The sequence below is a fragment of the Bradyrhizobium sp. BR 1432 genome (genome assembly GCF_051547705.1).
GTDB classification, from domain to species: domain Bacteria; phylum Pseudomonadota; class Alphaproteobacteria; order Rhizobiales; family Xanthobacteraceae; genus Bradyrhizobium; species Bradyrhizobium zhanjiangense.
The window spans coordinates 2764915-2788293 of sequence record NZ_JBPUGF010000003.1 but is presented as its reverse complement, the minus strand read 5'-3'; the positions used below and the strand labels follow the sequence as shown (position 1 = coordinate 2788293).

The 23379-nt window shown below is 64.4% G+C and carries 22 protein-coding genes and 3 pseudogenes; 17 read left to right on the top strand and 8 right to left on the bottom strand.

Annotated features, from left to right (window positions below):
* Positions 1–132: 132 nt before the first annotated feature.
* Entirely contained in the window at positions 133–654 is a 522-nt protein-coding gene (locus ACSKB8_RS13290; protein WP_091890436.1) for a MarR family winged helix-turn-helix transcriptional regulator, read from the bottom strand.
* Between the two features lie 177 nt (positions 655–831).
* Here ACSKB8_RS13290 and ACSKB8_RS13285 point away from each other — a divergent pair.
* From ACSKB8_RS13285 to ACSKB8_RS13275, 3 genes and pseudogenes are all read left to right on the top strand, one after another.
* A pseudogene (locus ACSKB8_RS13285) lies at positions 832–1873 on the top strand (branched-chain amino acid ABC transporter permease).
* A 6-nt stretch (positions 1874–1879) separates the two neighbouring features.
* Positions 1880–3649, top strand: a complete 1770-nt coding sequence (locus ACSKB8_RS13280) for a branched-chain amino acid ABC transporter ATP-binding protein/permease (RefSeq protein ID WP_091890439.1) — start codon at positions 1880–1882, stop codon at positions 3647–3649.
* Positions 3646–4376, top strand: a pseudogene (locus tag ACSKB8_RS13275) (ABC transporter ATP-binding protein). Before ACSKB8_RS13280 ends, ACSKB8_RS13275 begins: the two are co-directional and overlap by 4 nt.
* A 205-nt stretch (positions 4377–4581) precedes the next feature.
* Here ACSKB8_RS13275 and ACSKB8_RS13270 read toward each other — a convergent pair.
* The gene (locus tag ACSKB8_RS13270) at positions 4582–5202 is read right to left on the bottom strand and encodes a pyridoxamine 5'-phosphate oxidase family protein (protein ID WP_438104560.1); all 621 of its coding nucleotides are present in this window, start codon (positions 5200–5202) and stop codon (positions 4582–4584) included.
* A gap of 121 nt (positions 5203–5323) precedes the next feature.
* Here ACSKB8_RS13270 and ACSKB8_RS13265 point away from each other — a divergent pair, with 121 nt between their 5' ends.
* Positions 5324–6208 carry a LysR family transcriptional regulator gene (locus tag ACSKB8_RS13265; protein ID WP_438104558.1) on the top strand — a complete coding sequence of 295 codons (885 nt, stop codon included), beginning with the start codon at positions 5324–5326 and terminating at the stop codon, positions 6206–6208.
* A gap of 127 nt (positions 6209–6335) precedes the next feature.
* On the opposite strand, the gene ACSKB8_RS13260 is transcribed toward ACSKB8_RS13265, so the two are convergent.
* Both ACSKB8_RS13260 and pobA read right to left on the bottom strand, forming a co-directional pair.
* Positions 6336–6752 carry a PaaI family thioesterase gene (locus ACSKB8_RS13260; protein ID WP_091890450.1) on the bottom strand — a complete coding sequence of 139 codons (417 nt, stop codon included), beginning with the start codon at positions 6750–6752 and terminating at the stop codon, positions 6336–6338.
* A 247-nt stretch (positions 6753–6999) separates the two neighbouring features.
* Positions 7000–8169, bottom strand: a complete 1170-nt coding sequence (gene pobA / locus ACSKB8_RS13255) for a 4-hydroxybenzoate 3-monooxygenase (RefSeq protein WP_438104556.1) — start codon at positions 8167–8169, stop codon at positions 7000–7002.
* A 258-nt stretch (positions 8170–8427) separates the two neighbouring features.
* Here pobA and ACSKB8_RS13250 point away from each other — a divergent pair, with 258 nt between their 5' ends.
* The 9 genes from ACSKB8_RS13250 (at position 8428) to ACSKB8_RS13210 (ending at position 17592) form a co-directional block, all read left to right on the top strand.
* Positions 8428–9444: a TRAP transporter substrate-binding protein gene (locus tag ACSKB8_RS13250; protein WP_438104554.1), complete on the top strand. Its 1017-nt coding sequence runs from the start codon at positions 8428–8430 to the stop codon at positions 9442–9444.
* A 246-nt stretch (positions 9445–9690) separates the two neighbouring features.
* Complete coding sequence (locus ACSKB8_RS13245) at positions 9691–10200, top strand: TRAP transporter small permease (RefSeq protein ID WP_128936689.1); 510 nt, start codon at positions 9691–9693, stop codon at positions 10198–10200.
* A gap of 2 nt (positions 10201–10202) precedes the next feature.
* Positions 10203–11522 carry a TRAP transporter large permease gene (locus tag ACSKB8_RS13240; protein WP_091890463.1) on the top strand — a complete coding sequence of 440 codons (1320 nt, stop codon included), beginning with the start codon at positions 10203–10205 and terminating at the stop codon, positions 11520–11522.
* Positions 11523–11737: 215 nt separating this feature from the next.
* On the top strand, positions 11738–12196 hold the full coding sequence (locus ACSKB8_RS13235; RefSeq protein WP_438104552.1) for a DUF3237 domain-containing protein: 459 nt from the start codon (positions 11738–11740) through the stop codon (positions 12194–12196).
* Between the two features lie 244 nt (positions 12197–12440).
* Positions 12441–13250 (top strand): crotonase/enoyl-CoA hydratase family protein, encoded by an 810-nt coding sequence (locus ACSKB8_RS13230; RefSeq protein ID WP_438104551.1) that lies wholly within the window; start codon positions 12441–12443, stop codon positions 13248–13250.
* Positions 13247–15130 carry a feruloyl-CoA synthase gene (locus ACSKB8_RS13225; protein ID WP_438104549.1) on the top strand — a complete coding sequence of 628 codons (1884 nt, stop codon included), beginning with the start codon at positions 13247–13249 and terminating at the stop codon, positions 15128–15130. The genes ACSKB8_RS13230 and ACSKB8_RS13225 overlap by 4 nt, the downstream gene beginning before the upstream one ends.
* A 25-nt stretch (positions 15131–15155) precedes the next feature.
* Positions 15156–15917, top strand: coding sequence for an SDR family NAD(P)-dependent oxidoreductase (locus ACSKB8_RS13220; protein ID WP_438104547.1), 762 nt, complete (start codon positions 15156–15158; stop codon positions 15915–15917).
* A 12-nt stretch (positions 15918–15929) separates the two neighbouring features.
* Positions 15930–16349, top strand: coding sequence for an acyl-CoA thioesterase (locus ACSKB8_RS13215; RefSeq protein WP_130220568.1), 420 nt, complete (start codon positions 15930–15932; stop codon positions 16347–16349).
* A gap of 91 nt (positions 16350–16440) precedes the next feature.
* Positions 16441–17592 (top strand): ABC transporter substrate-binding protein, encoded by a 1152-nt coding sequence (locus tag ACSKB8_RS13210; RefSeq protein ID WP_438104545.1) that lies wholly within the window; start codon positions 16441–16443, stop codon positions 17590–17592.
* A 265-nt stretch (positions 17593–17857) separates the two neighbouring features.
* On the opposite strand, the gene ACSKB8_RS13205 is transcribed toward ACSKB8_RS13210, so the two are convergent.
* Together ACSKB8_RS13205 and ACSKB8_RS13200 are read right to left on the bottom strand one after the other, a co-directional pair.
* Complete coding sequence (locus tag ACSKB8_RS13205) at positions 17858–18586, bottom strand: glutathione S-transferase family protein (RefSeq protein WP_438104543.1); 729 nt, start codon at positions 18584–18586, stop codon at positions 17858–17860.
* Positions 18587–18622: 36 nt separating this feature from the next.
* Positions 18623–18883, bottom strand: a complete 261-nt coding sequence (locus ACSKB8_RS13200) for a hypothetical protein (protein WP_438104541.1) — start codon at positions 18881–18883, stop codon at positions 18623–18625.
* Between the two features lie 114 nt (positions 18884–18997).
* On the opposite strand from ACSKB8_RS13200, the gene ACSKB8_RS13195 reads away from it, so the two are divergent.
* Both ACSKB8_RS13195 and ACSKB8_RS13190 read left to right on the top strand, forming a co-directional pair.
* The gene (locus ACSKB8_RS13195; RefSeq protein ID WP_091890491.1) at positions 18998–19696 is read left to right on the top strand and encodes a helix-turn-helix transcriptional regulator; all 699 of its coding nucleotides are present in this window, start codon (positions 18998–19000) and stop codon (positions 19694–19696) included.
* A 5-nt stretch (positions 19697–19701) separates the two neighbouring features.
* Positions 19702–20025 carry a YkgJ family cysteine cluster protein gene (locus ACSKB8_RS13190; RefSeq protein ID WP_370987924.1) on the top strand — a complete coding sequence of 108 codons (324 nt, stop codon included), beginning with the start codon at positions 19702–19704 and terminating at the stop codon, positions 20023–20025.
* Here ACSKB8_RS13190 and ACSKB8_RS13185 read toward each other — a convergent pair.
* Positions 20022–20420 carry a hypothetical protein gene (locus ACSKB8_RS13185; RefSeq protein WP_176945723.1) on the bottom strand — a complete coding sequence of 133 codons (399 nt, stop codon included), beginning with the start codon at positions 20418–20420 and terminating at the stop codon, positions 20022–20024. The genes ACSKB8_RS13190 and ACSKB8_RS13185 overlap by 4 nt on opposite strands.
* 279 nt (positions 20421–20699) lie before the next feature.
* Entirely contained in the window at positions 20700–21047 is a 348-nt protein-coding gene (locus ACSKB8_RS13180) for a DUF3307 domain-containing protein (RefSeq protein WP_176945729.1), read from the bottom strand.
* Between the two features lie 401 nt (positions 21048–21448).
* Between ACSKB8_RS13180 and ACSKB8_RS13175 the strand changes: the two genes are divergently transcribed.
* Both ACSKB8_RS13175 and ACSKB8_RS13170 read left to right on the top strand, forming a co-directional pair.
* Positions 21449–22894, top strand: coding sequence for a TAXI family TRAP transporter solute-binding subunit (locus ACSKB8_RS13175; protein WP_438104539.1), 1446 nt, complete (start codon positions 21449–21451; stop codon positions 22892–22894).
* A gap of 125 nt (positions 22895–23019) precedes the next feature.
* Positions 23020–23237, top strand: a pseudogene (locus ACSKB8_RS13170) (hypothetical protein).
* Positions 23238–23379: the final 142 nt, after the last annotated feature.

The window sequence follows — 23379 nt, the reverse complement described above, 5'->3', positions numbered from 1 at the left end:
TGTGGCACGAACCCCAATGCGCAATTGCGCATTATGTCATCGCGCTTTAGTCAAGCCCGGGCATGATGACCGCATAAATGCGGCGCGAGATTCCGGGGCGCGCTCGCGCGCATCCGGGAATGACTGTCCGCCTCAAAACTCGTTGGCGATCTTCGCGAGCATCCCGATCAGGGCCTCGCGGTTGCTCTGCCCGAGCAGGTCGTTCAGCCGGGCCTCGTGCTTGGTGGCGACGAGCTTCTTGGCGCGGGTCAGCACGGCCTTGCCCTTGTCGGTCAGCACCAGGATGTGCGAGCGGCGGTCGTTGGTGGAGCGGATCCGCGCGCATAGGTCGCGGCTTTCGAGATTGTCGAGCATCGCCACAAAGTTCGGCCGGAGGATGCCGAGCGTGGAGGCGATCTCGGTCTGGTTCCGGCCCGGATTCTTCTCGACCAGCAGCAGCACCGAGAATTGCGCCGGCGTGAGCTGGAGCGAGGCCATGCAGCGCAAAAAGTTCTCGAACACCTTGAGCTGGGCCCGCTTCAGCACATAGCCGAGCTGCTCGGAGAGCTCGCCGAGCTGGAGCGCTTCGGCCTGCGGCTCGGACGCATCCTTGCGACCCTTGGCCGTATCGGCAGGCTTTTCGGAGGACTTTTCAGCGGTTTTGGAAACGGTCATCGCCTCGTGCTCGTAATCCCGCTAGAGTTCGGGACGGGTCGTTCCCCACCCTTGATGTTATATTTGATAATTGTTATGAACCATATCAAATATCGCCAACGTTTTTCAATGGCTGTGAGCGGACCGTCCACCACAATCGGGAGGACCGGTCCTTATCTTTAGGGGGAGCGTCCGGTCTTGAATACCACCATCATGCTGTTCCTCGTGCAGGACGGCATCACCAATGGCGCGATCTATGCGCTGCTCGGCCTGGCGCTGGTGCTGGTGTTCGCCGTCACCCGCGTCATCCTCATTCCCCAGGGCGAATTCGTCACCTATGGCGCGCTGACCTATGCCTCGCTGGCGGCGGGCCAGATGCCGGGCACGGCAAAGCTCGCACTGGCGCTAGGCATCGGCGCCTTCGCCTTCGATCTCTTCGTCGCGCGCAAGGCGCTGCACGGGCGGCTGGTCCTGCGCAGCATCCTCACCAACATCGTGCTGCCGGCCATCGTGCTGGCGCTGACCCTGTACTTCGCCGCCCAGAAGCCGCCGGTCGCGATCTGCATCGCGCTGTCGCTGGTGATCGTCGCGATGATCGGCCTGTACCTCTACCGGATCGCATTCCAGCCGCTGGCGCACACCTCCGTGCTGGTGCTGCTGATCGCATCAGTCGGCGTGCATCTCGCGATGCAGGGGCTGGGCTTGCTGTTCTTCGGCGCCGAAGGCCAGCGCGGGCCGGCCGTGCTGTCCGGCGCCTTCACCGCTGGCGCGCTGCGCTTCACCGGCCAGAGCATCACCGTCTACGCCATCACCGTTGCCTTCATCGTCGGGCTCTGGCTTTTCTTCGGGCTGACACTCTACGGCAAGGCGCTGCGCGCGACCGCGGTGAACCGGTTAGGGGCGCGGCTCGCCGGCATCCGCACCACGCTGTCGGGGCAGATCGCCTTCCTACTGGCCTCCGTGATCGGCGCGCTATCGGGCATCCTGATCGTGCCGATCACGACGCTCTGATTATGACTCCGGCTTCCTGATCGGCCTGAAGGGCTTTGTCGCCGCGATCATCGGCGGCCTGGTCAGTTACCCCCTCACCGCCGTCGCGGCGCTGGTCGTCGGCATCGTCGAGGCGTTCTCGTCCTTCTATGCCTCCAACTACAAGGAGGTGATCGTTTTCATGCTGCTGATCCCCGTGCTGCTGCTGCGCTCGCTCGCCGCGCCCGCGGTCGAGGAAGAGAAGGACTGACGCGCGATGCAGAGCCGGCTTCCCATCCTCGTCTTCGCGCTTGTCATGGCGGCGATCCCGTTCGTTCCCGGGATGCCGCCGTTCTGGATCGTGCTGCTCGACAATATCGGCCTTGCCGCGCTCGTCGCGATGGGCCTCGTGCTGCTCACCGGCGTCGGCGGCCTGACTTCTTTCGGTCAGGCAGCTTTCGTCGGCTTCGGCGCCTACACCACCGCGGTGCTGTCGACGGCCTACGGCCTGTCGCCGTGGCTGACCCTGCCGCTGTCGCTCGTCGTCAGCGGATCGCTGGCAGTGCTGCTCGGGCTGATCACCGTCCGCCTCTCCGGCCATTATCTGCCGCTCGGCACGCTCGCCTGGGGACTGGGCCTGTTCTATCTGTTCAGCAAGCTGGAGTTTCTGGGCCGCAACGACGGCATCTCGGCGATCCCGCCGCTGTCGATCGGCGCGTTCAAGATGCTCTCGCCCGGCTCGATCTATTACGCGATCTGGGTCGCGGTCATCGTCTCGGCCCTGCTGACGATAAACCTGCTGGACTCCCGCACCGGCCGCGCCATCCGCGCACTCAGGCGCGGCCATGTCGCGGCGGAAGCCTTCGGCGTGCACACGCCGCGCGCCAAGCTGCTGGTGTTCATCCATGCCGCGGTGCTCGCCGGCCTCTCCGGCTGGCTCTACGCGCATCTCCAGCGCGCGGTGAACCCGACGCCGTTCGGCGCGCAGGCCGGCATCGAATATCTCTTCATCGCGGTGGTCGGCGGCGCCGGCTATGTCTGGGGCGGCGTGCTGGGCGCGGCGATCGTGGTGGTGCTGAAAGAGGTGCTGCAAAGCTATCTGCCGCTGATCCTGCCCGGCTCCGGCCAGGTCGAGACCATCGTTTTCGGCATCATGCTGGTGGCGCTGCTGCAACTCGCGCCCGGCGGCCTCTGGCCCTGGCTGATGTCGTTCCTGCCCGAGCGCACCAGTGGCAGAAAGCCCGATACCTCGCTGAAGCTGGAGCATCGCCCCCGCGCGCCCGGCGAGTCCAGCATCCTGCTCCAGGTCGACAAGGCGCGAAAGCAGTTCGGCGGCGTGGTCGCGGTCAACAACGTCTCCTTCGACGTCCAGGCCCGCGAAATCGTCGCGCTGATCGGACCGAACGGCGCCGGCAAGAGCACGACGTTCAACCTGATCACCGGCGTGCTGTCGGCGACCGCAGGCTCGATCTCGGTGCTCGGCAAGAAGGTCGACAAGGCGCCGCCGCAAGAGATCGTCAAGCTCGGCATCTCCCGCACCTTCCAGCACGTCAAGCTGGTGCCTGACATGACCGTGCTGGAGAACGTCGCGATCGGCGCCCATCTGCGCGGCCATTCCGGGCCGATCTCCTCGATGCTGCGGCTCGACCGCGCCGATGAGGCCAAGCTGCTCGCGGAAGCCGCGCGCCAGATCGAGCGCGTCGGCCTTGCCGAGCAGATGCATCAGCTCGCAGGCTCGTTGTCGCTCGGCCAGCAGCGCATCGTCGAGATCGCGCGCGCGCTCTGCGTGGACCCGATGCTGCTGCTGCTCGACGAGCCGGCCGCCGGCCTGCGCCACATGGAGAAGCAGCGGCTCGCGACGCTGCTGCGCGAGCTGCGCGACGGCGGCATGAGCGTGCTCCTGGTCGAGCACGACATGGGCTTCGTGATGAACCTCGCCGACCGCATCGTGGTGCTCGATTTCGGCACCAAGATCGCGGAAGGCACCCCCGCCACGATCAAGACCAATCCCGAAGTGATCAAGGCCTATCTCGGAGTGGCGGCATGAGCACGCTGTTGTCCGTCACCGACGCGCACGTTGCTTACGGCAAGGTCGAGGCCGTCCGTTCAGTCTCGCTCGAGGTCGGCACCAATGAGATCGTCACCATCGTCGGCGCCAACGGTGCCGGCAAGACCACGCTGCTCTCGGCCATCATGGGCATTTTGCCGCTGAAGGGCCGCGTCGCCTTTGCCGGCCAGGATCTCGCCCGCCTCGACATCGAGGATCGCGTCGCGATGGGGCTCGGGCTCGTCCCGAGCACCGCGAATTGTTCGTGACCATGAATGTCGAGGACAATCTCGAGCTCGGTGCCTTCCGCATCGAGCGAAGCCGGGCGAAGTCCTCGATCGAGCGCGTCTACACCCTGTTTCCGCGGTTGAAGGAGCGGCGCAAGCAGCTCGCCGGCACGCTCTCCGGCGGCGAGCAGCAGATGCTCGCGATGGGCCGTGCGCTGATGGGCGAGCCGAAACTGCTGATGCTGGACGAGCCGAGCCTCGGCCTCGCCCCGATCATCGTCGCCGACATCTTCCGCATCGTCACCGAGCTGCGCGCCAGCGGCGTCTCCGTCCTGCTGGTCGAGCAGAACGCGCAGGCCGCACTGAAAATCGCGGACCACGCCTATGTCATGGAGCTCGGCGAGTTCATGCTCAGCGGCAAGGCCAGCGACATCGCCGCGAACGAGCGGGTGGCGGCCAGCTATCTCGGCTTCCAGCATGAAGGTGAGAGTGCGATCTAATTTTGTAGTGAGCCCCTCTTCCCTTCTCCCCTTGTGGGAGAAGGTGGCGCGAAGCGCCGGATGAGGGGTCCTCTCGAATCGTGAAACCGCCCGTTAGGAGAGAGACCCCTCACCCGTCTCGCCGCTTTGCGGCGGGCCACCCTCTCCCACAAGGGGAGAGGGTGCACTGTGCTCGTGGCTAACGCTTTTACTTGAAGATCAAAGGTTAGCCCGCCTTCTCCTTCAACTCCGCGACCTCCGCTTCCAGCTCCGCGATCCTCGCATCCCTTGCCGCCAGTGCCGCGGCAACATCGCCCGCATCGAACTTCTGCGGGATGTGCTGCGGGCAGTTGGTGTCCCACGCCGCGATCTTGAACAGGATCACCTGCTCCGGCCGCGCGCGGTAGCCCTTCGGCATCAGCGACGTGGTCAGCGCCTCGTCGTCCTCGACGACGCGCGCCTCGCCCCAGATCTTCACCCGGCGGCGATGGGCGTAGTCCATCACGAAGATGTAGGCCTTGGGATTCTCCGAGAGATTGCCCTGGGTGATGAACTGCTGGTTGCCGGCATAGTCGGTGAAGGCGAGCGTCTGCTTGTCAAGCACCTTGAGAAATCCCTTCGGGCCGCCGCGGTGCTGAATGTAGGGCTGGCCGTCCACTGATGCAGTGGCGAGATAGAAGCTGTTGGCATCAGCCAGGAAGGCCGCGAGGTTGTCGTCGACCTCGGTGCGCCAGCCGCGCTGCTCGCTACGCGCATAGGCCTCGCGCGAGCCCTTGCGCGCCTGGATCGCCTTCACCGCCCGCGAGAAGGCGACGTCGCTGACATAGGGCTGGGCTGCTGTCGTCATCGGAACGTCTCCTGGAATTCCGGCGCATGCTTGCGTCTTTCGCCAGTTAACATGGACTTGCCTGCCGCCAGAACAATCTGGCCGCTTGACACTTCATCATTGCAATATATGCAATAATGCCATGGACCGGCTCGAAGCCATGCACGTCTTCGTCACCGTCGCCGATTTGCGCGGCTTTGCGCCGGCGGCGCGCAGGCTGCGCCTGTCGCCCTCGGCGGTGACGCGCCTGATCGCGGCGCTGGAAGAGCATCTCGGCGCGCGACTGTTGCAGCGCACCACGCGACAGGTGACGCTGACCGATGTCGGCACGCGCTATCTCGAACGCGCCCGCCGCATCCTCGCCGACGTCGAGGAGGCCGACGGCTCGGCGCGGCAGGAGCGCAACCGGCCGAGCGGTCGCCTCGTGGTGTCGGCTCCGGTCGGCTTCGGCCGGCTCCATGTCGGGCCGGTCATGACCGCTTACCTCAAACGCTATCCCGAAGTCGCCGCCGAATTACGGCTGTCCGACCATCTCGTCAATCTCGTGGAAGACGCGGTCGACGCCGCCGTCCGCATCGGCCATCTCGCCGATTCCTCACTGGTCGCGCGCCAGGTCGGCGAGATGCGGCGGATCGTGGTGGCCGCGCCGGACTATTTGAAGCGCCGTGGCGAGCCGAAGACGCCGGAAGCGCTCGCCGCACACCAGACCATCCAGTTCGGTCCCTGGTCCGCATGGCGCTTCCTGCGCGACGGCCGCGACTTCGAGGTGACGCCAGCGCCACGCTTCATCAGCAATAGCGCCGACGCGGCGCTGCAATATGCCGAGGCCGGCGGCGGCGTGACGCGGGTGCTGGCCTATCAGGCCGCCGAAGGGCTGAAGCGCGGGCGACTGAAGATCGTGCTCGCGGCATACGAGCAGCCGGCGCTGCCGATCCACATCGTCTACCCGACCTCGCGCCTGCTCTCGGCGAAGGTGCGCGCGTTCGTCGATCTCGTGGTGGAGACGGCGGAGTGGAGGTTTGGGTAAGTGCGTGTCCCGGATGCGCCGCGGAGCAGAGCCGGGACACGGAAGGCCAAGAGGGAGCCGCGGATGGATGGGCGCCGGCTCAGCAGCGCATCGCCGAAGAGGGCGCTGCGTCCGGGGCACGCGAGAACTACTTCTTCGGCACGACGCGAAACGTGCCGCTGGCGCGCGCGATCACGGCATCATCGGCCTTCACCAGGCATTGCGCGAAACAGATCGTAGAGCCGGTCTTGATCGCCTCGCCCTCGACCGCGAGCCATTGGCCGATCTCGGCGGCGCCGACATAGTCGACCGACAGCGAGATCGTGACGAACGAAGTCGTCCAGCCCGTCGCCTGGGCGCAGCTATAGCCCATGGCGGCATCGGCCAGCGCCGCGATCAGCCCGCCGTGGATCAGCCCGCGCGCGTTGGTGTGCGGCTGCGCCAGGCGCAGTCCCACGGTGACGCCCTTCTCGGTCTTCTTCGAATAGAGCGGCTCCCAGGGATCGGTGAGCGGGGCTTTGCGGAAATGCGGCTCGAAGCCGGCGGGGATGTCGGTGGCGGTCATTGCTGTCTCGCGTTGCTGATCGTTGCCATTGAACGCGATAGACATGACGAACGCATCACCTACAAAGTTTTAAACGGGATTTGCGGGAGCGTTTGAATGGGCACTCCCGTCATTGCGAGGAGCTCGCGACAAAATTGCAAGGCAATTTTGCGCTGATGCGACGAAGCGATCCAGACTGCCTCCGCGGAGGGATTCCTGGATTGCTTCGCTACGCTCGCAATGACGGAGTATGTGGCGCCGGCACGGCCTAAAACGGCAGCCCGACGTAATTCTCCGACAGCGAGGTCATCGCGGCCTGCGACTGGGTGACGTAATCGAGCTCGGCGAGCTGGATGCGGGCGCCGATGGTGCCGGTGTCGGGGAATTTGTGCAGCATCGAGGTCATCCACCAGGAGAAGCGCACGGCTTTCCAGACCCGTGCCAGCGCCTTGGCGGAATAGGCGTCGATCCCGGCGCTGGATTTCTCGTCGTAGAACTCGCGCAGCGCGCTCGACAGATAATGCGCGTCGGACGCGGCGAGGTTCAGCCCCTTGGCGCCGGTCGGCGGAACGATGTGCGCGGCATCGCCGCACAAAAACATCCGGCCGAAGCGCATCGGCTCGGCGACGAAGCTGCGTAAGGGTGCGATGCTCTTCTCGATCGACGGTCCCGTGACGAGGCTGGCGGCCGCCTCCTGGTCGAGCCGGCGCTTCAATTCGTCCCAGAAGCGGTCGTCCGGCCATTGGTCGACATGGTCGTCGAGCGCGCACTGCACATAGTATCGGCTTCGTTTGGTCGAGCGCATGGTGCAGAGCGCAAAGCCGCGGGCATGGTTGGAATAGATCAGCTCGTGGCTGACTGGCGGCGTATCCGAGAGGATGCCGAGCCAGCCGAACGGATAGACCCGCTCGAACTCCTCGATCGCCGAGGCCGGGACGCTGGCGCGGCTGACGCCGTGGAAACCGTCGCAACCGGCGATGAAGTCGCAATCGATCGTGTGGGTGACGCCGTCCTTGACGTAAGTTACGCGCGGGTGACTGCCGTCGAAATCATGCGGCTGCACGTCCTTGGCCTCGTAGACCGAAACGAGACCTGCGGCCTTGCGCGCATTCATCAGGTCGAGCGTGACCTCGGTCTGGCCGTAGATCATCACCGTCTTGCCGGTCGCGCCCTTCATGTCGATGCGGTGACGCTGGCCGGAGAAGGCGAGCTCGATGCCTTCATGCACCAAGCCCTCGGCATGGGCCCGCGCGCCAGCGCCGATCTGGTCGAGCAGCGCGACGGTCCCCTCCTCCAGCAAGCCGGCGCGGATGCGGCCGAGCACATAGTCCGGGCTCTGCCGCTCCAGAATGACATTGTCGATGCCATAAGTGCGCAGAAGTTGCCCAAGCAACAATCCGGCCGGCCCGGCCCCGATGATTGCGACTTTTGTCCGCAATACTTGCTCCTTCCGATGCTATAAGCTTTCGTCGCGGCCTGCTTGTCGCGCCGGCCCGCAGGCGATAATTATATCATATAATTGTTGGGCAAAAGGGAGTCGCCCAAGCAGCGACAAATCCATGCAACATGGCTGACATAGATGACGCGAGAGGGGGCGCGCCAGTTCCGGCTTGAACACGCCGGCCAATTAGATAACATGTTAATTAACGAGACCGGGCCATCGAAGCCGGTCGTCGAAAACAGGGAGAGACGCGTGATGAGGAAAGTCTGTCTGGCGTTGCTGCTGGCAGCAAGCGTGACGCCTGCGTTCGCGCAGGACAAGACCTTCGATTTGAAGATCTCGCACTGGGTGCCGGCCTCGCATCCCCTGCAGAAATCGCTGGAAGACTGGGCGGCCGCGGTCGAGAAGGATTCCGGCGGCACCATCAAGGGCAAGGTGTTTCCGGCCCAGCAGCTCGGCAAGGCCTTCGATCATTACGACATGGCGCGCGACGGCATCGCCGACGTCACCTATGTCAATCCCGGTTACCAGCCCGGCCGCTTCCCGATCATCGGCGCCGGCGAATTGCCGTTCCTGATCTCGGATGCCAAGGGCGGCTCGATGGGGCTGGATGCCTGGTACCGCAAATATGCCGAGAAGGAGATGAAGGACATCAAGTACTGCCTCGCCTTCGTCCACTCGCCCTCCTCCTTCCACTCACGTACCAAGAAGATCGTGGTGCCCGAGGACGTGAAGGGCCTGAAGATCCGTCCCGCTCACGCCACCATGGCGAATTTCGTCACCTCGCTCGGCGGCACCAACGTGCAGTCCTCCGCGCCCGAAGTGCGCGACATCATCGAGCGCGGAGTCGCCGACGGCGTCACCTTCCCCTGGGGCTCCCTGGTGCTGTTCGGTATCGACAAGGTGACCAAATACGACATGGAGGCGCCGCTCTACACCACGACCTTCGTGTTCGTGATCAACAAGGACAAGTACAATGCAATGTCCGACAAGCAGAAGGCCGCGATCGACAAGAATTGCACGGTCGAGATGGCCGGCGCGGTCGGCGAGCACTGGGGCAAGTTCGAGGATGCCGGCATCGACAAGGTGAAGGCGGAATCGAGCCACGAGGTCTACAAGCTGACGGCCGAGCAGACCGCGGCCTGGAAGAAGGCCGCCGAGCCGCTGGTCAAGACCTGGAGCGACGGCGCCAAGAAGGCTGGCGCCGATCCGGATGCGGCGCTCGCGGATCTCAAGGCATCGCTGAAGAAGTACAACGCGCTGGCGGAGTAACTCGAAGCTGCGGCCATTCTCCTCCCTCTCCCCGTTCTTACGGGGGCGCGACGAGCTTCGCTCGCGCTGAGAGGGTTGGGGTGAGGGGCTGCTTCCGCAAAGATGGTGACAGATGAACTCGCGGAGAGCCCCCTCACCCGGAATCCGCGCTCACGCGCGAATTCCGGCCTCTCCCCGCACGCGGGGAGAGGCGGAGTGCGCGGCGAGACCGGATCAAAAAATGACATCTCGCGATAGGACACACCCATGAAGCGCGCCTGGATGGACCGCTTTATCGACACGATCGAATGGATCGCGGCCGGCTTCGTCGGCCTCGTCGCGCTCGACATTTTCCTGTCGGTGCTGCTGCGTAACACGCTGAACTATTCGATCCCCGACAGTTTTGACATCGGCCGCATGCTGCTCGGCATCCTCATCTTCTGGGGCATCGCGGCGACGTCTTATCGCGGCACCCACATCACGGTCGACCTCGTCTGGGGCAATGTCGGGCCGCGCTATCAGCGCTGGATCGACGTGTTCGCAACGCTGGTGCTGCTGTTCGTCGTGACCGTTCAGACCTGGACGCTGTTCGACAAGGTGCGCGGCACCTACAATGACAACGTCCAAACCTTCGACATGCATATGCCGACCTGGCCGTTCTTCGCGATCGCCTGGATCGGCGACGTCTCCGCCGTGCTGCTGATCGCGATCCGCACCTACCGGCTGATCTTCCATCCCGAAGAGATGCACGACCCCAAGCTGAAGGCGACGGAGTAATCATGAGCACCGATGCCGTCGCCGTAATCGGCTTCGTTTCCCTGTTTGTGCTGATGCTGCTGCGCGTGCCTGTCGGCATGGCCATGGGCCTCGTCGGCGTGTCCGGCTTCTCCTATCTGGTCGGCGCGACGCCGGCGCTGAAGCTGGTCGGCCAGACCTCGATGCGCACGGTCACTGACTACACCTTCGGCGTCATTCCGATGTTCCTGCTGATGGGCTCGTTCGTCAGCAATTCCGGCATGAGCCGCGAGCTGTTCCGCGCCGCCAACGGCTTTGTCGGCCACCTGCGCGGCGGGCTCGGCATCGCCACCGTCGGTGCCTGCGGCGGCTTTGCCGCGATCTGTGGCTCCTCGGTCGCGACCGCCGCCACCTTCTCCGCCGTCGCCTATCCCGAGATGCGCCGCTTCGGCTATCCGCAATCGTTTGCCACCGGCGTGATCGCGGCAGGCGGCACGCTGGGCGCGATGCTGCCGCCCTCCACCGTGCTCGCGGTCTACGGCATCATCACCGAGCAGGACATCGGAAAACTCTTCATCGCCGGCATCATCCCGGGCCTCTTGGCGATGACCATGTACATGATCACGATCGGCCTGATCGGTTATTTCCGGCCCGACTTCCTGCCCAAGGGCAAGGTGCTGTCGTGGCGCGAGCGCTTTGCTGGTCTGAAGGACATCTGGGCGCCGGTGCTGCTGTTCGTGTTCGTCATCGGCGGCCTCTACGGCCTGCCGTTCCTGCCGCGCTTCACGCCGACTGAGGCCGGCGGCGTCGGCGCCACCGGCGCCTTCATCATCGGCGTGCTGACCGGCCGGCTCGACCGCGAGAAGGTGCTGGCCTCACTGCTGCAGGCGACGCGCACCGCGGCCGCAGTGTTCACCGTGCTGATCGGCGCCCTGATCTTCGGCTACTTCCTGACGGTGACGCAGACACCGCAGAAGGTGACGGAGTTCCTGACGGGCCTCGGCCTCGGTCCCTACGGCGTGCTGGCGCTGATCATGGTGATGTATCTCGTGCTCGGCTGCCTGATGGACGCCATGGCGATGATCATCCTGACCGTACCGATCATCTTCCCCGTGATCATGCATCTCGGCTTCGACCCGATCTGGTTCGGCGTCATCATCGTCATGACCGTCGAGCTCGGCCTGATCCACCCGCCGGTCGGCATGAACGTGTTCGTCATCAAAAGCGTGGTGAAGGACGTCTCGTTCTCGACCATCTTCAAGGGCGTGATCCCGTTCGTGGCGACGGATCTGGTGCGCCTCGTGATCCTGATCGCCTTCCCGCTGCTGGCGACCTGGCTGCCGACGCGCATGATGGCGCATTAGCTGATCGAAGATCGTCACTTACCCTCCCCTGGAGGGGGAGGGTCGATCGCGCAAAGCGCGAGCGGGGTGGGGTGACGGTCTCTCCGCATTGAATACTGCCTGAGCGGAGAGATCACCCCACCCCGTCTCGCAGCGCTCATGCGCTGCGAGCCGACCCTCCCCCTCCAGGGGAGGGTAAAACGCGCCGTTCGTCATAGTCAGTTCAGAGGTAACCGATGACTCCCACCCTCGACACAAAATACGCCTTCACCATCACCGCTCGTATCGGCGACGTCGTCACTGCGGGCGAGACCGGAATCGGCGTGCGCCGCATCATTCCGATCATCGGCGGCGAGGTGACGGGCGCAATCACAGGCAAGGTGCTGCCGTTCGGCGCCGACTTCCAGACCATCCGCCCCAACGAGCTGATCGATCTCGAAGCCAGATACGCCTTCGAGACCGACGACGGCGCGACCGTCTATGTCGAGAACAAGGGCATGCGCTTCGGCCCGGTGGAGCTGCTGCAAAAGCTCAAGCGCGGCGAGCCGGTCGATCCGAAGCTGATCTATTTCCGCACCGTGCCGAGGTTTGAGACCGGGCACCAAAAATACCGCTGGCTGATGGAACATATTTTCATCGGCTCAGCGGCGCGCCATGCAGACCGCGTGGTGATCGATGTGCACCAGGTGATGTGATCCTCGCTACCTCGTCATTGCGAGCGCAGCGAAGCAATCCAGAATCTTTCCGCGGCGGCAGCCTGGATTGCTTCGTCGCAAGAGCTCCTCGCAATGACGAGGATAGGGCTGCGGCAACCTATCACAACGGACTCCCTCGCCGGAGCAGTCCCAACCGGCCCAATGAGCGCCGGAGTTCATATCGCCCCCTCCTTGACTCCGCCAAAATTCGTTATACAACATAACTATTCTGACAAGGACGCAAATGACACAGGGAAACGCCGAGACCGCTAACGCGGGCGCCTCAGGGCTTTTGAGGATCGAGCGGGCGGACCGGGTTCTGACCGTGGGTCTGAACCGGCCGGCCAAGCGCAATGCGCTCAATGATGGCATCATCCTGGAAATCGGCGAGTGTTTTGCGAACCTGCCCGAGGATATCGGCGCGGTCGTCATCCATGGAATCGGCGACCATTTCTCCAGCGGCCTCGACCTGTCCGAGCTGACCGAGCATGATGCGACCGGCGGCCTGCTCCATTCCCAGATGTGGCACCGGGTGTTCGACCGCATCCAGTATAGCCGTGTACCCGTGATCGCCGCGCTCAGAGGCGCCGTGATCGGCGGTGGCCTCGAGCTCGCCTGCGCCGCGCATATCCGCGTCGCCGAGCCCTCGACCTATTTCGCCCTGCCGGAGGGACAGCGCGGCATTTTCGTCGGCGGCGGCGGCTCGGTGCGGCTGCCGCGGCTGATCGGCGTCGCCCGGATGATGGACATGATGCTGACCGGCCGGGTCTATAGCGCGACCGAAGGCGCCTCCTACGGCTTCGCGCAATATGTGACGGAGGCTGGCAACGGGCTCGGCAAGGCGCTGGAGCTCGCGACCAAGGTCGCCGCCAACGCACCGCTGACGAACTTTGCCGTGCTCCAGGCGTTGCCGATGATCGCGGAGGCCAATCCGCAGACCGGCCTGCTCATGGAATCACTGATGGCGACCGTCGCGCAGAGCGATAAAGAGGCAAAGCGCAGGATCCGCGAATTCCTCGAACACAAGACCGCAAAGGTGAAGCCGAAGTCATGAGCGCGCAGCCGTCCTCTTCCAGCATGGAGCGCGGCGCGAGCACTTTTCCGCTGCGGCCCATCTCGTTCGGCGATCCCGTGGTCAACATCGAACGCCGCGACGACGGCACGATTTACCTCAGGCCCAAGCAGCCTCTCGGCGACTATCCCGTCCGCATCACCGACCGCCTGCATCATTGGGCGAACACGACGCCGGATCGCGTCTTCATGGCCGAGCGCGACGGCGGCCGCGGCTGGCGCAAGATCACCTATGCCGAGCAGCTCACCGCGAGCCGGCACATCGCATCAAGCCTGATCGCGCGCGGCCTGTCGGCGGAGCGGCCGGTCGTCATCCTCTCCGGCAATTCGATCGATCACGCCCTGCTCGCGTTCGGCGCGTTCTATGCCGGCATTCCGTTCTGCCCGGTGTCGCCGGCCTACTCGCTGGTGTCGAAGGATTACGGCAAGCTCTCCTATCTGATGAAGCTGCTGACGCCCGGCCTCGTCTTCGCCGAAGACGCCGACAAGTTCGCGGACGCGCTCGCCGCAAACGTTTCGCTCGGCACCGAGATCGCCGCGTCTTTTGGCAAGGTGCCGGGCCGCGACGTCACGCTGCTCGCCGATCTCATGGCAACGCCGATCCGCGGCGATCTCGACGACGTCCACGGCAGGATCGGCCCCGACACGATCGCAAAATTCCTGCTGACATCGGGCTCGACCGGCAATCCCAAGGCCGTCATCAACACCCAGCGCATGATCTGCGCCAACCAAGTGATGCTGCGCGAGACGCTCGCCTTCCTCAAGGACGAGCCGCCGGTCATCATCGACTGGTTGCCGTGGAATCACACTTTTGGCGGCAACCACAATATCGGGCTGACGCTCTACAACGGCGGCTCGATGTATCTGGACGCCGGCAAGCCGGTGCCTGGCGGCATCGAGGAGACGGTGCGCAATCTCCAGGAGATTTCGCCGACGGTCGATTTCAACGTCCCCAAGGGCTATGAGTCGCTGCTGCCGTATTTGCGCGAGGACCAGGGCCTGCGCGCAAAGTTCTTCGATCGGCTGCATGCGATGTTCTTCTCGGGCGCAGCGCTGTCGCCGTTCGTCTGGGACAGTCTCGACGAGCTCGCGGTGAAGGAGAAGGGCTATCGCGTACCGATGCTGACCGGCCTCGGCGCGACCGAGACCGCGCCGTTCTTCATGTCAGTCAATCCGCGCACCAGCCGCTCCGGCCATGTCGGACTGCCGGTGTCAGGCAACGAGGCCAAGCTGGTGCCGAACAACGGCAAGCTCGAGGTCCGCGCCAAGGGGCCGAACGTGATGCCCGGCTACTGGCGCCAGCCCGACATCAGCGCAAAGTCCTTCGACGAGGAAGGCTTTTACAAGATGGGCGACGCGCTCAAGCCCGCCGATCCCGACGATCTCAATGCCGGCTTTGATTTCGACGGGCGCGTCAGCGAGGATTTCAAGCTCGCGAGCGGCACCTGGGTCAGCGTCGGCCCCTTGCGCGCGCGTCTCACTGCTGCCTGCGCCCCACTGGTGCGCGACGTCGTCATCGCCGGCATCAACCGTGACGAGGTCTCCGCACTCGTGGTGCTCGACCTCGACGGTTGCCGCCTGATCAACCCGACGCTGCCGGCCGACGATCTCGTCGTCGCGACGCGCGACCGGCTCGTGCGCGAAGCATTCCGCGAACGCCTGACCGGTTTCCTCAGCTCAGCTACCGGCTCCTCGACGCGGATCACGCGCGCGATCCTGATGGACACGCCGCTGTCGATCGACAAGGGCGAGGTCACCGACAAGGGCTCGATCAACCAGCGCGCGGTGCTGGAACATCGCAACCTCCTGATCGAGGAGCTCTACGCTGCCAATCCGTCGGACCGTGTGATATCGGTCGCGTAAGAAATCATCGCCAAAGGAGAACGCCATGTTGTTGAAGGATCAGGCAGTCATCGTCACCGGCGGCGCATCGGGGCTGGGCGCTGCGACCGCGCGAAAACTGGCGGCGCAGGGCGCCAAGGTCGCGGTGTGCGATCTCAATGCCAAGCTTGCTGAAACCGTTGCCGCCGAGATCAAGGGCGTCGCCGTGACCTGCGACGTCTCCGATGCCGCCTCCGCTGAAGCCGCGATCGCGCAGGCGAGCAAGGCCCACGGCCCGGCGCGCGTGCTGGTCAATTGCGCCGGCATCGGCGTTGCAAAACGCGTCGTCGGCCGCGACGGCCCGATGGCGCTCGCCGATTTCGACAAGGTGATCAAGGTCAATCTGATCGGCACCTTCAACATGCTGCGCCTTGCCGCCGCCGAGATGTCCAAGCTGGAGCCGCAGGCGACCGGCGAGCGCGGCGTCATCATCAACACCGCCTCCGTTGCCGCCTATGACGGCCAGATCGGCCAGTCCGCCTATTCGGCCTCCAAGGGCGGCATCGTCGGCATGACGCTGCCGATAGCGCGCGAGCTCGCGCAATTCGGCGTCCGCGTGCTGACGATCGCGCCGGGCCTGTTCCTGACACCGCTGCTCGCCAACCTGCCGCAGGAAGCGCAGGACTCGCTCGCCGCCGCGATTCCCTTCCCGCGCCGGCTCGGCAATGCCGACGAGTTCGCCGCGCTTGCGCTGCACATGGTCGAGAATGCGTATCTGAACGGCGAAGTGGTGCGCCTCGACGGCTCGCTGCGCATGGCACCGAAGTAAGGCGCGCGACGCATGTTCGTGAACCGGCGCGACGTCCAGATCCAATGGGGTGATTGCGACCCCGCCAACATCGTCTACTACCCGCGCTATTTCGCGATGTTCGACGATTCGACGTCGACCCTGTTCGAGGTCGCCGGATTCTCCAAGCAGGATTTGGTCCGCAAATACGGTCTGGTGGGCATTCCCATGGTCGACACGCGGGCCAAGTTCTACATCCCCTCGACCTATGGCGACTGGATCACCATCGAAACGAAGATTGAGAGCATCAAGCGCTCGAGCTTCGAGGTGAAGCACAACGTCTACAAGGGTGACGCGCTGGCGATCGAAGGATTCGAGACCCGCGTCCTGGTCGGCCGCGATCCCGTTAACCCCGACAAGCTGAAATCGGCACCGTTCCCGGCGGAAATGGTTGCCAAGTTCACGGGGAGTTAGAGCCGGAGCTAAATCGCCGCATCACCAAAAGAGGGGGGCTGAATTACCCCCCGATTTCTGCTTTCAAAGAAAGACGTACAGGGAGGAATAGATGAAACGCTTTTACCTGACCGCCGCCATCACCGCGGCCGCGCTGGCGCTGCCGGCCCTGCCCGCGCTGGCCCAGACCAACGAAATCACCATCGGCATCACCACCACCACGACCGGCCCGGGCGCAGCGCTCGGCATTCCCGAGCGCAACGCGCTGGAATTCGTGCCGAAGGAGATCGGCGGTGTACCGCTGAAGGTGATCGTGCTCGACGACGGCGGCGATCCCACCACCGCGACCACCAACGCCCGCCGCTTCGTGACCGAATCCAAGGCCGACATCATCATGGGCTCGGCGCTGACGCCGCCGACCATCGCGGTCTCCAACGTCGCCAACGAGGCCGGCATTCCGCATTTCGGCCTCGCGCCGTTTCCGATCACGCCGGAGCGCATGAAGTGGTCGGTGGCGATGCCGCAGCCGATCCCGATCGTGGGCAAGGTGCTGTACGATCACATGAAGGCCAAGGGCGTGAAGACCCTCGGCTATATCGGCTATTCCGACTCCTATGGCGACCTCTGGTTCAACGACCTCAAGGCGCAGGCCGTGCCGATGGGCATGACCATCGTCGACGAGGAGCGCTTCGCCCGTCCCGATACCTCGGTGACCGGACAGGTGCTCAAGCTCGTCGCCGCCAATCCCGACGCGATCCTGATCGGCGCCTCCGGCACCGCGGCCGCGCTGCCGCAGACCGAGTTGCGCGAGCGCGGCTATCAAGGCCTGATTTACCAGACCCATGGCGCGGCCAGCATGGACTTCATCCGCATCGCCGGCAAAGCGGCCGAGGGCGTGCTGATGGCCTCGGGCCCGGTGATGGACCCCGAGGATCAGCCGGACACCGCGCTGACCAAGAAGCCGGGCCTCGCACTCAACTCGGCCTATGAAGCCAAGTACGGTCCGAACAGCCGCAGCCAGTTCGCCGGCCATTCCTACGATGCGTTCGAGCTCCTCAAGCGCATCATTCCGGCGGCATTGAAGAAGGCCAAGCCCGGCACGCCGGAATTCCGCGAAGCGATCCGCCAGGCCCTGCTGTCTGAGAAGGAATTGGCGGCAAGCCAGGGCGTCTACAACTTCACCGAAAAGGACCGCTACGGCCTCGACGACCGCTCGCGCATCCTGCTCACGGTGAAGAACGGCAAGTACTCGCTGGTGAAGTAGGCGCAGCGATAGTTCGCAACGAGAAGAGCCGGCCCGATGGGCCGGCTCTTTTGTTTTGCGGTTAGACACGAGCTGCGGCTACGGGCGTTGGTGCGCCCCCTCTCCCGCTTGCGGGAGAGGGTTGGGGTGAGGGTTGCCTCCGCATAATGACTATCTGAGGCCTACGGAAAGTCCCCCAGCGGAGAGAACCCTCACCCGGCGCTGCGCGCCGACCTCTCCCGCAAGCGGGAGAGGTTACAGCGATCGGGCAGATACACCGCGGGCCTCAAGCCGCCTGTCGCAACGGGGTCCAGGCGAACTCCGGATAATATGTATCCATCATGCGGTCGACATAGGCGGTGAGGTTCGGAAATCCCTCGGCGCGCTGGCGCAAGGCCGATTCGAAGAACGGCGTCAGGATCCCCGCGAGTGCGCCGAAGGCGGTGGCATCGACGCCGCAGGGCTTGTTGCCCATCAGATACGACTTGTCGCCGAGCTGCACCGAGAGCGCGAACAGCGAGCGCACGGCGAGATCGACATCGTCGTCGGGCGCGTGGCGGCCGAGACCGGAGAGCAGATAATTCTCGGCGACGCGGAATTGCGCGTCCTCGCGCAGCTTCTCGCGGTTGTGCTCGGGTGCGCCGTCGAAGAAATGCGACGGGCCCTTGGCGAAATTGACCGGATCGACCCAGCGCGCTCCGACCAACGCCCAATAGACGTGATGCTCGATCATGCGCTCGAACGCCCAGGCCTGCGCACGTTCCTGCAACGACAGCCCGGCGTCGAAATCGAAGCCGTAGCGCCGCTCGATATGGGCGCGAATGAAGGTGGAATCGGCCACTGCCTCGCCGCCGTCGTCGATGAAGGGCAGCTGCCCCTTGGGCGAAGCTGGCGGCATCGCGCGCTCCTTCCGGTAGGGCAGCCCCGCCATTTTGAGCTGCACCTCCGTCTTGGTGACGAAGGGGCTGATTTCCGGCAGGCCGAAGCCGGTACCAAAGCCGTAAAGCGTGATCATGAAACCTCTCCTGAACCTGCCGAACGTGGACGGAACCTACCTGCCGGCTGCTGCCACCATGGTGGCAGCAGCCGTGATATCTTCTGCGAAGCGGGCGCCCTGCCAGGCGCGGCTCATGATGTGGCGGGCGAGCGCGTCCGCAGCCTGGATCAGCAAGCGTGCCACCACGCTTGCGAACGCAAATCGGAGATCGACGACCATGAGATCGAGCGAAACGAGGCGGCTAAACGCCCGGGCCTGCCACATCTGGGCGCGCCACAGCGGGCCGGCAGGGCCGAAATGGGTTGGAACGATCATGGACAAATCCTCTTCAGTCGACGTGTTGTCCCGGTATAGAACTCCCCTGGCTGCCAACATCCTGTCAGCAGCCGCGCGTCGCCTTTTGAAAAGACCACGAACAAGAGACCCGTCATGAGACGCGCCGACAGGCTGTTTCAGATCATCCAGGTGCTGAGGCGCACGCGTAAACCGCTGACGGCGGACGCGATCGCGGCCGAGCTCGAGACGTCGAAGCGCACCATCTATCGCGACATCGCAACGCTGATCGGCCAGCGCGTGCCGATCCGCGGCGAAGCCGGCATGGGTTACATCCTGGAGAAGGGTTTCGACCTGCCGCCGCTGATGCTGACGCCCGACGAGATCGAGGCGGCGGTGCTAGGCGCGCAATGGGTCGCGGGCCACGCCGATTCCGCGCTGGCACGCGCCGCCGAGGACTTGATGGCCAAGATCGCCGACACCGTCCCCGAGCGCCTGCGTCCCTTCGTGCTGGAGCCGGCGAGCCGCGCGCGGCCGAGCTGGAACAGGGAGCCGGACCGCCTGGACATGGCGCGCACGCGCACCCAGATCCACGAAGGCAAGAAGATCATGCTGCGCTATCGCGATGAGCAGGGCCGCGCCAGCGAACGCATGATCTGGCCGATCTCGGTCGGCTATCTCGAAGCCGTGCGCCTGCTCGCGGCCTGGTGCGAGCTGCGCAGCGACTTCCGCAGCTTCCGCACTGACCGCGTGGTCGAGGCAACCTATCTCGACGAAAAATATCCGGAGCGGCGCGACGTGCTGCGCGCAAGATGGCGGCAGAGCCTGGTCTGGGGTCCGCCAAAGGACACATGACGACGATGGAACAGACCTCGCCGCTCGATCTGTCGAGCTGTTGCCAGAGTTGCGGTGCCTGCTGCGGCTATTCGGCGAACTGGCCGCGCTTCTCGATCGAGAGCGACGACGAGCTTGCAGCGATCCCGGAGGCGCTGGTCAACGCGCGTCAATCCGGCATGCGCTGCGAGGGCGATCGCTGCTCGGCGTTAAAGGGAGAGATCGGCAAGGCGACGGCGTGCGGCATCTATGCCGCGCGGCCGGAGGTGTGCCGCACCTGCATGCCCGGTGACGCCGAATGCGCGATGGCGCGGCGGAAGTTCGGGCTTGCGGTGATAGAGGCCGCTTAGGCCGGAACGGCTTCGCTGATCTCGTCGTCGAGTTCGTCCTCGAGCGGTGCCAGCACCGACAGCGGCTTGGTCGACAGCGTGATCGGCTTGCGCCCGCCCGACAGCGACGGCGAGGATTTCGCGGCGCCTTCGCGCGACAGCGCGTAGAGCGTCGAACCGACGCGGCCACCGTTGTCGATCAGGTCGCGCTCGCTGCAGCTGGCGGCGATCGCGACCGCCAGCGAATGCAGATGGCTGCGGCGATAGCAGAACAGCGCCAGGCGAGCGCGCGCGTCAGGGGAAACACTCTCAACCAGCCTCGGCAGGCCACTCGCGCTGGCGCGATACATCTCGCCAAGGAGCTCGTCGCGAACCGGACAGAAATCGCTTTCAAAGGAATCGCGGCTTGAAAACATTGCAGTTCTCCCTCGTGTGGGGAAGATGCAGCGCAATTCTCTAACGAAAGGTTAACCACGCTGCCCGGTAGTGACCCGGGGTGCTTGCGCTCTGGCCGAGAATCGGAGGCAGAGGAAAGAAGGTTTCCGGTGGCCCTCCTCGAGACGCCCGCCTTTGGCGGGTCCTCAGGATGAGGTCTTGTCCCGCGGCGAGATCCCCGACCCTCATGGTGAGGAGCGCCGCCGCACGGCGCGTCTCGAACCATGCAAGGCCGAGCAGCCGGCCAAACGTGGCTAGGCTCAGTTCGCCGCCATGAAGATGGAGAGGCCGAAGCCGGTAAGGTGATGCAGCGCCTGGTCGACGCCGATCAGGGTCCAGAACCAGGGATGCGCCAGGTCGACACCGAAATTGGCCGAGATGAACCCTTTGGCGCGGTCGATCGTGATGTGGATCGCGAAGTCGATGAACGCCACGAACCAGAATTTCGGCGCCACGATCAGGATCAGCGGCAGCGCAACCGCAAGGTGAACGAGGCAGTGCACCAGAAGCGGCAGGGCCCAGCCGTGCTTCTGGTCCTTGCCATGCGCCATCCAGGCGGTCTGGAGGACGAAATCGGCGATGATGTGCTTGAAGGTGAGCAGCAGCATCCAGCCAATGAGCGCTTCAACCGGAACCGCCGAAGACATGGGTGGAAACGACAAGCCGACGCCCTCATTGAGGTGACAAGAAAAATTGGAGCGTTCAGCGCAACTTCTTCTTGGACCGGTCAAATCGCCGGGACCTCTGATTTATGACATTTCCCGCGGCGGAATGCAGCCGGGGGAACCGGAAAATCGCCAACTGTGGCTAACTGGTGATAGGATGACCAATCGCCGCGGCGGCGTCGAGTAAGGTTACCTTCGGCTCGAAATTTGCATTCCGTGACCTTCGCGCTATCATCGGCGGCAGAGAATATCGTTCTTTTTTCAGGCGTTTACGAATTGCAGGGCGTTCGCTGCGCTTCCCATGCCATGCGCCGCCAGCCAAAGATTAAGGCCAGAGTGCTGCCATGAGTACTGAAGGCCCCACCGCATCACTACCCGAGCCGCCGCCCCGACGCCCCAAGGTGATCAAGACCAACCAGCAGCAGGTCTTCCTCTACGTCGTGCTGACCCTTCTGCTGTCGCTCGCCACCGTCTGGGCCGGGCGCACGCTGGTGCACAATTCGGAAACGCTGACCTTTGCCGTCGGCGGCCCTAACAGCGACGAGGCGCTGTTCGCGGCCAAGCTCGCCGCTCTCCTGAAGAACAACGCCTCGCGTTTCCGGATCAAGATCGTCAACAACGCGGACAACGCCAAGGCGATCGCACAGTTCGACCGCAAGCAGGCCGACCTCGCCGTGCTGCGCACGGACGCCAAAGTGCCGCTGCGGGCGCGCACGCTTGCGATCCTCGAGCACGATCTCGTGCTCCTGCTCGGTCCCGGCAACAAGAAGATCAAGTCGCTCGCCGAGCTGAAGAAGAAGAAGGTCGCGGTCGTCGCCGAGAACGAATCTTCGCTCACGTTCGTCCGCAGTATTCTCGACGTCCCCGACGGTCCCGATGCCGCCAAGATCCAGATGGCACCGCAGGGCGCAACACTCGACAAGCTGTTTGCGCCGGCGAGCGGCTTCAGCGCGGTGATCGCCATCGTCCACGCCTCCAGGGCAGTGCGGGACAAATCCTATGAACAGGTTGCCAAGCGCGGCGGCTTCACGCTCAACGCGATCGACGACGCCAAGACGCTGGCGCGCAAACTCCCGGGCATTTCCGACGAGACGCTGACAGCAGGCACGTTGTCGACGTACCCGCAAATTCCCGACGACGATCTCGACACGATCGGGCTCGAATGGCTCCTGGTCGCACAATCCAGGATGTCCCCAACCACCGCAGGCGAGCTCGCGCGCATCGTCTACGAGAACAAATCCGCGCTCGGGCTCGACAACGGCTTTGCCACCAGGATAGAGCCGGCCTCCGTCGAGAAGGATGCCTTCGTGATGGCGCATCGGGGCGCCGCCGATTACATCAACGACGACACCAAGTCGTTCATGGATAAGTACAGCGACGTGATGTATCTGGGCGCCGCCGCGCTCAGCGTCATCGGGTCGATCTTCGCTGCGATCTACGCCAAGATCACGAGGATCGCGCCGGAAAAGGCCAGCGAGCTTTCCACCGCCATCCTCGACATCGGCGAGCGGATCGAGCACGCCCACTCGCTGGATCAGCTCGAATGTCTCCAGGACGAGCTGGAAGGCATCTTGCGCGGGGCCGTCATTGGACTCAGAGACGGTACGATCAGCACCGACGGGCTCGATACCTTCAAGCTCGGCTACGAGTTCGTCCGCGACGAGATCAGCATGCGCCGCGACTATCTGAAACGTCATGCCAGCGAGAGTGAAAAGGCCGCCCGCGATGCCGGCTCGCCCCTGCAGGACGACAGCAACGTCGTGGTGGTCAAGACCGCCCAGAGCGCCTGATCCGACAGTTTTGATGTCCTCAGGTCGGGGCTGCCGGACGTCTTGGCGGTGGATGGACAGTCGGAACCCAGGAACCGTCCCCACCTACAGCCGTTGGCTCACGGATTGCAGCTGGAGAACGCGCCATGCGTACACTCCTCGTCATCTTCCTGCTGGGAATGCTGGCGGCGGTTGGCTATTTCGCCTATTCCGCCATGGCGGTCGAAGGCGATCCGATCCCGGCGGAAGGTTATTGGGCCCTCGCGCTGGGGGCGGGATTTCCCTCGTCGTCGGCGTTGGCCTGATGGTTCTGCTGTTTTTCAGCAGCCGCCGCGGCTACGACGAGCCACCGCATTTCAGGTAGCCTCAGCCGGCCGCCTCACCGCCCTCCCCTGTTCGACGACGCTGCGGCCCGCGCCTGTCGTTGACGGCCTCGGCCCGGGCGGGCACTTTGGCCCTGAAGTCCCAACCGGGACCACACGAGCCAGAACCGAGCCGCCTTCCCG

What these genes read in the sequence shown, in the direction of transcription:
- ACSKB8_RS13240 (WP_091890463.1), top strand. Translation starts at nt 10,203, where the DNA reads ATGAGCACCGATGCCGTCGCCGTAATCGGCTTCGTTTCCCTGTTTGTG.
- ACSKB8_RS13245 (WP_128936689.1), top strand. Translation starts at nt 9,691, where the DNA reads ATGAAGCGCGCCTGGATGGACCGCTTTATCGACACGATCGAATGGATC.
- ACSKB8_RS13250 (WP_438104554.1), top strand. Translation starts at nt 8,428, where the DNA reads ATGAGGAAAGTCTGTCTGGCGTTGCTGCTGGCAGCAAGCGTGACGCCT.
- ACSKB8_RS13190 (WP_370987924.1), top strand. Translation starts at nt 19,702, where the DNA reads ATGGAACAGACCTCGCCGCTCGATCTGTCGAGCTGTTGCCAGAGTTGC.
- ACSKB8_RS13270 (WP_438104560.1), bottom strand. Translation starts at nt 5,202, where the DNA reads ATGACGACAGCAGCCCAGCCCTATGTCAGCGACGTCGCCTTCTCGCGG.
- ACSKB8_RS13200 (WP_438104541.1), bottom strand. Translation starts at nt 18,883, where the DNA reads ATGATCGTTCCAACCCATTTCGGCCCTGCCGGCCCGCTGTGGCGCGCC.
- ACSKB8_RS13290 (WP_091890436.1), bottom strand. Translation starts at nt 654, where the DNA reads ATGACCGTTTCCAAAACCGCTGAAAAGTCCTCCGAAAAGCCTGCCGAT.
- ACSKB8_RS13175 (WP_438104539.1), top strand. Translation starts at nt 21,449, where the DNA reads ATGAGTACTGAAGGCCCCACCGCATCACTACCCGAGCCGCCGCCCCGA.
- ACSKB8_RS13205 (WP_438104543.1), bottom strand. Translation starts at nt 18,586, where the DNA reads ATGATCACGCTTTACGGCTTTGGTACCGGCTTCGGCCTGCCGGAAATC.
- ACSKB8_RS13220 (WP_438104547.1), top strand. Translation starts at nt 15,156, where the DNA reads ATGTTGTTGAAGGATCAGGCAGTCATCGTCACCGGCGGCGCATCGGGG.
- ACSKB8_RS13210 (WP_438104545.1), top strand. Translation starts at nt 16,441, where the DNA reads ATGAAACGCTTTTACCTGACCGCCGCCATCACCGCGGCCGCGCTGGCG.
- ACSKB8_RS13180 (WP_176945729.1), bottom strand. Translation starts at nt 21,047, where the DNA reads ATGCTGCTGCTCACCTTCAAGCACATCATCGCCGATTTCGTCCTCCAG.
- ACSKB8_RS13230 (WP_438104551.1), top strand. Translation starts at nt 12,441, where the DNA reads ATGACACAGGGAAACGCCGAGACCGCTAACGCGGGCGCCTCAGGGCTT.
- ACSKB8_RS13265 (WP_438104558.1), top strand. Translation starts at nt 5,324, where the DNA reads ATGGACCGGCTCGAAGCCATGCACGTCTTCGTCACCGTCGCCGATTTG.
- ACSKB8_RS13185 (WP_176945723.1), bottom strand. Translation starts at nt 20,420, where the DNA reads ATGTTTTCAAGCCGCGATTCCTTTGAAAGCGATTTCTGTCCGGTTCGC.
- ACSKB8_RS13225 (WP_438104549.1), top strand. Translation starts at nt 13,247, where the DNA reads ATGAGCGCGCAGCCGTCCTCTTCCAGCATGGAGCGCGGCGCGAGCACT.
- ACSKB8_RS13260 (WP_091890450.1), bottom strand. Translation starts at nt 6,752, where the DNA reads ATGACCGCCACCGACATCCCCGCCGGCTTCGAGCCGCATTTCCGCAAA.
- ACSKB8_RS13215 (WP_130220568.1), top strand. Translation starts at nt 15,930, where the DNA reads ATGTTCGTGAACCGGCGCGACGTCCAGATCCAATGGGGTGATTGCGAC.
- ACSKB8_RS13235 (WP_438104552.1), top strand. Translation starts at nt 11,738, where the DNA reads ATGACTCCCACCCTCGACACAAAATACGCCTTCACCATCACCGCTCGT.
- ACSKB8_RS13280 (WP_091890439.1), top strand. Translation starts at nt 1,880, where the DNA reads ATGCAGAGCCGGCTTCCCATCCTCGTCTTCGCGCTTGTCATGGCGGCG.
- ACSKB8_RS13195 (WP_091890491.1), top strand. Translation starts at nt 18,998, where the DNA reads ATGAGACGCGCCGACAGGCTGTTTCAGATCATCCAGGTGCTGAGGCGC.